This window comes from Limnohabitans sp. (genome assembly GCF_046052765.1).
Classification (GTDB): domain Bacteria; phylum Pseudomonadota; class Gammaproteobacteria; order Burkholderiales; family Burkholderiaceae_C; genus Limnohabitans.
Genome location: NZ_JAVLFQ010000054.1, coordinates 45,222 through 51,470, shown reverse-complemented (window position 1 = coordinate 51,470; position 6,249 = coordinate 45,222). Strand labels below are relative to the sequence as shown.

The window sequence follows — 6,249 nt, the reverse complement described above, 5'->3', positions numbered from 1 at the left end:
AGCTGGTGTCGGAAACCTGGATGGGCCTGCTCGCCCCCAAGGGAACACCCGGCGAGATCACGACCCGGATCAACGCCGCCATCAACGCCGCACTGGCGAACCCGGATTTTCGCGGCCGGCTGGTCGCGATGGGCTATACCCCGATGGGCGGCACCGCGGCCCAATTCGCCGGGCTGATCGGCAGCGAGATCACCAAATGGACCGAAGTGGTGAAGTTTTCCGGCGCACAGGTCGACTGACCCGGGGCTGCGCAGACAAGAAAAAAGCCCGGAGGCTATCCGGGCTTTTGACGGTCTTCTAATCCTGGTGGAGGAGGTTGGATTCGAACCAACGTAGGCGTATAGCCAACAGATTTACAGTCTGCCCCCTTTAGCCACTCGGGCACCCCTCCAGCGAGCCAAAGACTATAGCACAGGTTTAGACGTGAATATTTACTGTCAACTGTGCGCCTAAATGCCTGTTAAGCCACGTTATTCTTCCAAATCCCATTGAAAATCAACGCCTTGCGTCCGTAACCAAGCCTGAGCCATAGAGAAATGTTTGCAGCCCATGAATGGATTGGGGCCACGCAAAGCAGACAAAGGCGAGGGGTGGTTCGCCTCTAGCAACGAGTTACCCACGCCCTCTGAACGCATGAATTTACCTGCATTTGCCAAATGCGCTGCTTGCAGAAATTCCTTTTGCATTGCTTCATCGACTTCAATCAAGTGGCGTTTTGACTGCGCATGCGCGCCCCACAGCAAAAATACCGTTGGCTGTGGCTGCTTGGCTACCGCACTGATGATGGCATCAGTCAACGCTTCCCAGCCTTGTCCAGCATGAGATGCAGGGCGCCCTTCCTCAACGGTCAAACATGTATTGAGTAACAACACACCACGGTCGGCCCATGTGACCAGCGAACCGCTCATCGGGGGTTGCAAGCCAAGGTCTGCATGCATTTCTTTGAATATATTGCGCAAAGAGGGCGGAATAGCCAAGCCTTGCGCCACAGAAAAAGACAGGCCCTGTGCTTGGCCGACGGCATGGTAGGGGTCTTGTCCCAGCAATACCACCCTTACCCCTGAAAGCGGGGTGTGCCACAGCGCGCGCAAGGGCTCAGGCGGGAAAATACGCGCGCCTGCCTCGAGACGCTGACTCAAATACACCTGCAATGCCTGGCCATCAGGGCTTTGCCAAAAGGCGTTGACTAACGGTTGCCAAGTCGCATGCACGGCCCACTCTTTGGGGTTCGCGTGATGTAAATACATAGGGTCATTCGGCAAACAATTGCGCCAATGCTTCGCCAGGTTCGCTTGCTCGCATGAATGCTTCGCCAACCAGAAAAGCCTGCACACCGGCATCGCGCAAGCGCTGCACATCGGCTTGGGTAGCGATACCACTCTCAGTGATCAGCAGGCGATGGGCGGGCAACTCTTTGAGCAAATCAAGCGTCGTGTCCAATGACACCTCGAAGGTTCGCAAATTACGGTTGTTCACCCCGAGTAAAGGCGTTTTCAGATTGAGCGCACGCTGCATTTCCGCGCTGTCATGCACCTCCACCAGCACCGCCATGTCCAAGCTGTGGGCCACGGCCTCAAACTCAGCCATTTGTGCATCATCCAGACAGGCCGCGATCAACAGCACACAGTCTGCGCCCATGGCGCGTGACTCGTAGATTTGGTAGAGATCCACCATGAAATCTTTGCGCAACACCGGCAAGTCGCATGAAGCACGGGCTTGTTTTAAATAATCTGTGCTGCCCTGAAAATAACTTTCGTCGGTAAGCACGGACAAACAAGCCGCGCTGAGCTTGCCATCACCATACGCATAACTCTGGGCGATGTCAGACGGAATAAAGTCTTCGCGCAGCAAACCTTTGGAAGGGCTGGCCTTCTTGATTTCAGCGATGACTGCCGCCTGACCTTGGGCCATCTTGGCACGCAAAGCAGCTTCAAAGCCACGTGTCATGACACGGCTTTCTGCATCTGCACGCATGGCGGCGAAAGGTATTTTTTTCAGCCTCAGGGCCACTTCCTCGTGCTTGGTGGCTACTATTTTGTTGAGTATGTCGCTCACTGCGTTTCCTTATATCGACCCAAGTCTTAACGGTGGGTGAATTCGATGAACTGAGTTAATTTTTGATTCGCCAAACCATTGGCAAGCACTTGCTGCGCCAACTTCAATCCGTCCATCATGGTTGGTGCAACATCTGCTGCATACAAAGCCACGCCTGCATTCAGGGCAACGATGTCGAGCGCCGGACCCGGTTGATTGTTCAACACGGCCTTGAGCATATCGCGTGATTCCTCTGCTGTCTCCACCCGCAAGCTGCGATGGCTGGCCATGGTCAGGCCGAAATCTTCCGGGTGAATTTCGTACTCGGTGATCTCGCCGTTTTTCAACTCACCCACCAGCGTGGACGCACCTAAACTGACCTCATCCATACCATCGCGCCCATACACCACCACCGCATGCTCAGCGCTGAGTCTTTGCAAGGTTCGCACTTGTATGCCAACCAGATCGGCATGGAAAACACCCATCAAAATGTTCGGCGCAGAAGCGGGGTTGGTCAGCGGGCCGAGGATATTGAAAATCGTTCGTACACCGATTTCTTTGCGCACTGGGGCGACGTTTTTCATGGCAGGGTGGTGATTGGGTGCAAACATGAATCCAATGCCGGTGTGTGCAATGCATTCGGCAATCGCTGATGGGCTTAAATTGATGTTGACGCCCAGGTTTTCCAACACATCGGCACTGCCACTTTTGCTGCTGACACTGCGACCGCCATGCTTGCTCACGCGCGCGCCTGCGGCTGCGGCAACAAACATGGCACAGGTGGAAATATTGAAGGTATGAGAACCATCACCGCCCGTACCGACAATGTCGACCAAATGGGTTTTGTCCGCCACTTCTACCTTGGTGGAGAACTCACGCATGACTTGTGCGGCCGCCGTGATCTCACCTATGGTTTCTTTTTTGACACGCAAACCGGTGAGTATGGCGGCTGTCATCAAAGGCGAAATCTCTCCATGCATGATCATGCGCATGAGATGCAACATTTCATTGTGAAAAATTTCCCGGTGCTCTATGGTGCGCTGTAAAGCTTGGCTGGCAGTGATGGTCATGCGTTCTCCGTAAACATCTTGTTGATGAATGTCACTGTTTCAAGCATATACAAAGCATGCGCCGATTGCAAAACGGGCAGCATGGTTGCGAGCGAATCCAAATTGTCATTGCGTGGGGCTAAGGTGTTCAAGGCGCACCGTGTAAAAAATTTTTTAACAAGGCGTGGCCATGCTCCGTGAGTATGGACTCCGGATGAAATTGCACACCCTGCACCGCCAAACTGCGATGCCTAACGCCCATGATTTCACCATCCTCGGTCCAAGCAGTGACTTCAAGTTCCTTTGGCAATGTTGTGCGATCAATCGCCAGCGAGTGATAACGGTTGACTGTGTATGCCTCAGGTAAGCCAGTGAACACACCTTGTTGGGTGGTATGAATGACGCTGGTTTTTCCATGCATCAATTGTTGTGCGCGCACGATATTTCCACCGAACGCAGCGCCTATGCTTTGATGCCCCAGACACACGCCTAAAACGGGCAATTTACCCGCAAAATGCTGAATCGCAGCAACCGAGATACCCGCTTGAGCAGGCGAACACGGGCCTGGCGACACCACCAAGTGTGTGGGCGACAGTTCTGATATTTGCGCGATGGTGATTTCGTCATTGCGAAAAACTTCTATGGCCGCTCCCAATTCACCAAAGTACTGCACCAGGTTATAGGTGAAACTGTCGTAGTTATCGATCATCAGGAGCTTCATACCAAGCCCTCCTCGACCAGCTCACTTGCTCGCAACAAAGCGCGCGCCTTGTGCTCGGTTTCCAGCCACTCCATCTCGGGGACCGAATCCGCCACCACACCGGCTGCCGCTTGCACGTACAAAGTGTTGTCCTTGATGATGCCGGTGCGTATAGCAATAGCCACATCCATGTCTCCAGCAAAACTCAAATAACCGCAAGCGCCTCCGTAAATACCTCGCTTCACGGGTTCGAGTTGATCGATCAATTCCATGGCGTGTACTTTGGGCGCCCCTGTCAGTGTGCCAGCAGGAAAAGTCGCTCGCAATACATCCATGCTGCTCATTCCATCTGTGAGTAAGCCTTCGACATTGCTCACGATATGCATCACATGGCTGTAGCGTTCGACGGCAAAAGCCTCGGTCACTTTGACGCTGCCGGTTTTCGCAATTCGCCCTATGTCGTTGCGTGCCAAGTCAATCAACATCACATGCTCAGCACGTTCCTTGGGGTCGTTGATGAGCTCATGCTCAGTAGCAATGTCTTGCTCGGGGGTCGCGCCGCGTGGCCGTGTTCCTGCCAAAGGCCTGATGGTGACTTTGTTGCCTGCGGGCGTGGTTTCTTGGCGCACCAATATTTCTGGCGATGCACCCACGACTTGGAAATCCCCCATGTTGTAGAAATACATATACGGACTCGGATTGAGTGAGCGCAATGCACGGTATAGAGACAAAGGGCTCTGAGAAAACTTCTTTTGGATACGCTGCCCTACTTGCACCTGCATGAAATCACCCGCCTCAATCAATGCCTTGGCGCGTTCAACTGCACGTATGTAATCGGCTTTATGAAATTCACGTTCAGCCTCTTGACGCTCTGTTGCCTGAATCTCAGGTGTCAGTACAGAATGTTTAAGTTGCTCTTTCAATTGCTGCAAACGCTGCAAACCCCGCGCATAGGCTTGTGGTTGGCCGGGGTCTACATAGACCAGCAATGACAATTTGCCCGACAAGTTATCAATGACCGCCAGTTCCTCGGTTTGTAGCAACAAAATATCGGGGCATCCCAAGGTATCCGGCGGACAGGAATGCTGAAGTTTTTTCTCGATATGACGCACTGTGTCGTAGCCGAAGTACCCAGCCAAACCACCACAAAAACGTGGCATGCCCGGACGTAAAGCCACTTTGAAGCGCTGTTGGTAGGCTTCGATGAAGTCCAAGGGATTGCCTTGGTTGGTCTCGACAACCACACCATCAGTGACGACTTCGGTGTATGCCTGATCACCGAATCCTTGGGACCGGAGAAAAGTACGCGCGGGTAAACCAATGAAGCTATAGCGACCAAAACGCTCGCCGCCCACCACAGATTCAAGTAAAAAACTGTATTTGCCACTGTCCTTGGTGAACGCCAGCTTCAAGTACAGCGACAACGGCGTTTCGAGATCGGCAAAAGCCTCGGCCATCAAGGGAATCCGGTTATAGCCTTGCGTCAACAACTGGTTGAATTCAATTTCAGAGATCACTGGGAGCCTCCACAGCTCAGCCCTTTGAGAAGGGCAAAAAAAGAAAAAAGAGGGTTGAATACCCTGGCTTCAGAGGAGGCGTAACAACTCAATCAAGCCAGGTTACGCCATACAAGACGGGCGACGCCAAGGCCAAGCTCCCCGGTCATTAGACCCTGTGAGAATAGGAAGATGAGTAAACATAGTTAAAAGTGTAACAAAAGCCAAGTCAAGCCATCGATCAGACTTGCAGCTCAGCCATACTGTCCACAAACCCATCGCAATCTACCCCGTGTATCGGCTCACCATGGTTGTACCCGTAAGTGACCAGCACCACAGGGCACTGCGCTGCGCGCGCAGCGAGAGCGTCGTTTTGCGAATCACCTAGCATCAAAGTATGCGCAGGCAAAGTGCCCAAAGCCTTGCAGGTTTCCAGCAGTGGCATAGGGTCGGGTTTTTTGCGCGGGAAAGTATCGCCGCCATAGACATGGCTGAAAAAACCAGCCAGCCCTTTGTCGGCCAGCAGAACTTTGGCAAACGCCGTCGGTTTATTGGTCAAACAAGCCATCTTTAAGCCGCGTGCTTGCAATTGCTGCAGACCGGGCAACACGCCTGCATACACATCTGCGAACTTGCCGTTGACTTTTTCGTAGTGGTGTTGGTAGCGAGCAAAAGCAGGTTCAAATAAATTCTCAACACCGGTGTTGTCACACACCATGCCTGAGGCTTTGACCTCGGGCAAATCAAGTTGATGACGCAAAACTGTGCGAATCAAATGCTCGGAGCCTTTGCCCACCGCAATATTCACCACCGCAGGCGACACCTTGGGCAAATCGAGATCGCTCAAGCACAAATTGAGCGCGGCTTCAAAGTCGCCCATGGTGTCGACCATGGTGCCGTCAAGATCAATCATCACGGCCTGTATATCGCCGAACGTAAACGGAGGTAAGTGGGCAGTCATAAGAAAAAT

The 6,249-nt window shown here is 53.0% G+C and carries 8 protein-coding genes and 1 tRNA gene; 1 reads left to right on the top strand and 8 read right to left on the bottom strand.

What is annotated here, in order from left to right:
• On the top strand, positions 1-239 hold a 239-nt coding region (locus AC9UG7_RS07555), incomplete at its 5' end, for a tripartite tricarboxylate transporter substrate-binding protein (protein WP_509586193.1).
• Positions 240-304: 65 nt separating this feature from the next.
• On the opposite strand, the gene AC9UG7_RS07550 is transcribed toward AC9UG7_RS07555, so the two are convergent.
• The 8 genes from AC9UG7_RS07550 to gph all read right to left on the bottom strand — a co-directional run bounded on the left by AC9UG7_RS07550 (position 305) and on the right by gph (position 6,240).
• Positions 305-391, bottom strand: a tRNA-Tyr gene (locus tag AC9UG7_RS07550).
• A 79-nt stretch (positions 392-470) separates the two neighbouring features.
• The gene (locus tag AC9UG7_RS07545; protein ID WP_509586191.1) at positions 471-1,247 is read right to left on the bottom strand and encodes a uracil-DNA glycosylase; all 777 of its coding nucleotides are present in this window, start codon (positions 1,245-1,247) and stop codon (positions 471-473) included.
• A gap of 4 nt (positions 1,248-1,251) precedes the next feature.
• Positions 1,252-2,055: an indole-3-glycerol phosphate synthase TrpC gene (gene trpC, locus AC9UG7_RS07540; protein WP_509586189.1), complete on the bottom strand. Its 804-nt coding sequence runs from the start codon at positions 2,053-2,055 to the stop codon at positions 1,252-1,254.
• Positions 2,056-2,081: 26 nt separating this feature from the next.
• Positions 2,082-3,104: an anthranilate phosphoribosyltransferase gene (trpD, locus tag AC9UG7_RS07535; RefSeq protein WP_509586187.1), complete on the bottom strand. Its 1,023-nt coding sequence runs from the start codon at positions 3,102-3,104 to the stop codon at positions 2,082-2,084.
• Positions 3,101-3,235: a hypothetical protein gene (locus AC9UG7_RS07530; protein WP_509586185.1), complete on the bottom strand. Its 135-nt coding sequence runs from the start codon at positions 3,233-3,235 to the stop codon at positions 3,101-3,103. Before AC9UG7_RS07530 ends, trpD begins: the two co-directional genes overlap by 4 nt.
• On the bottom strand, positions 3,232-3,804 hold the full coding sequence (locus AC9UG7_RS07525) for an aminodeoxychorismate/anthranilate synthase component II (protein ID WP_509586183.1): 573 nt from the start codon (positions 3,802-3,804) through the stop codon (positions 3,232-3,234). The genes AC9UG7_RS07530 and AC9UG7_RS07525 overlap by 4 nt, the downstream gene beginning before the upstream one ends.
• Positions 3,801-5,300 carry an anthranilate synthase component I gene (gene trpE / locus AC9UG7_RS07520; RefSeq protein ID WP_509586181.1) on the bottom strand — a complete coding sequence of 500 codons (1,500 nt, stop codon included), beginning with the start codon at positions 5,298-5,300 and terminating at the stop codon, positions 3,801-3,803. The genes AC9UG7_RS07525 and trpE overlap by 4 nt, the downstream gene beginning before the upstream one ends.
• Before the next feature lie 220 nt (positions 5,301-5,520).
• Positions 5,521-6,240 carry a phosphoglycolate phosphatase gene (gene gph / locus AC9UG7_RS07515; RefSeq protein WP_509586179.1) on the bottom strand — a complete coding sequence of 240 codons (720 nt, stop codon included), beginning with the start codon at positions 6,238-6,240 and terminating at the stop codon, positions 5,521-5,523.
• Between the last annotated feature and the right edge of the window lie 9 nt (positions 6,241-6,249).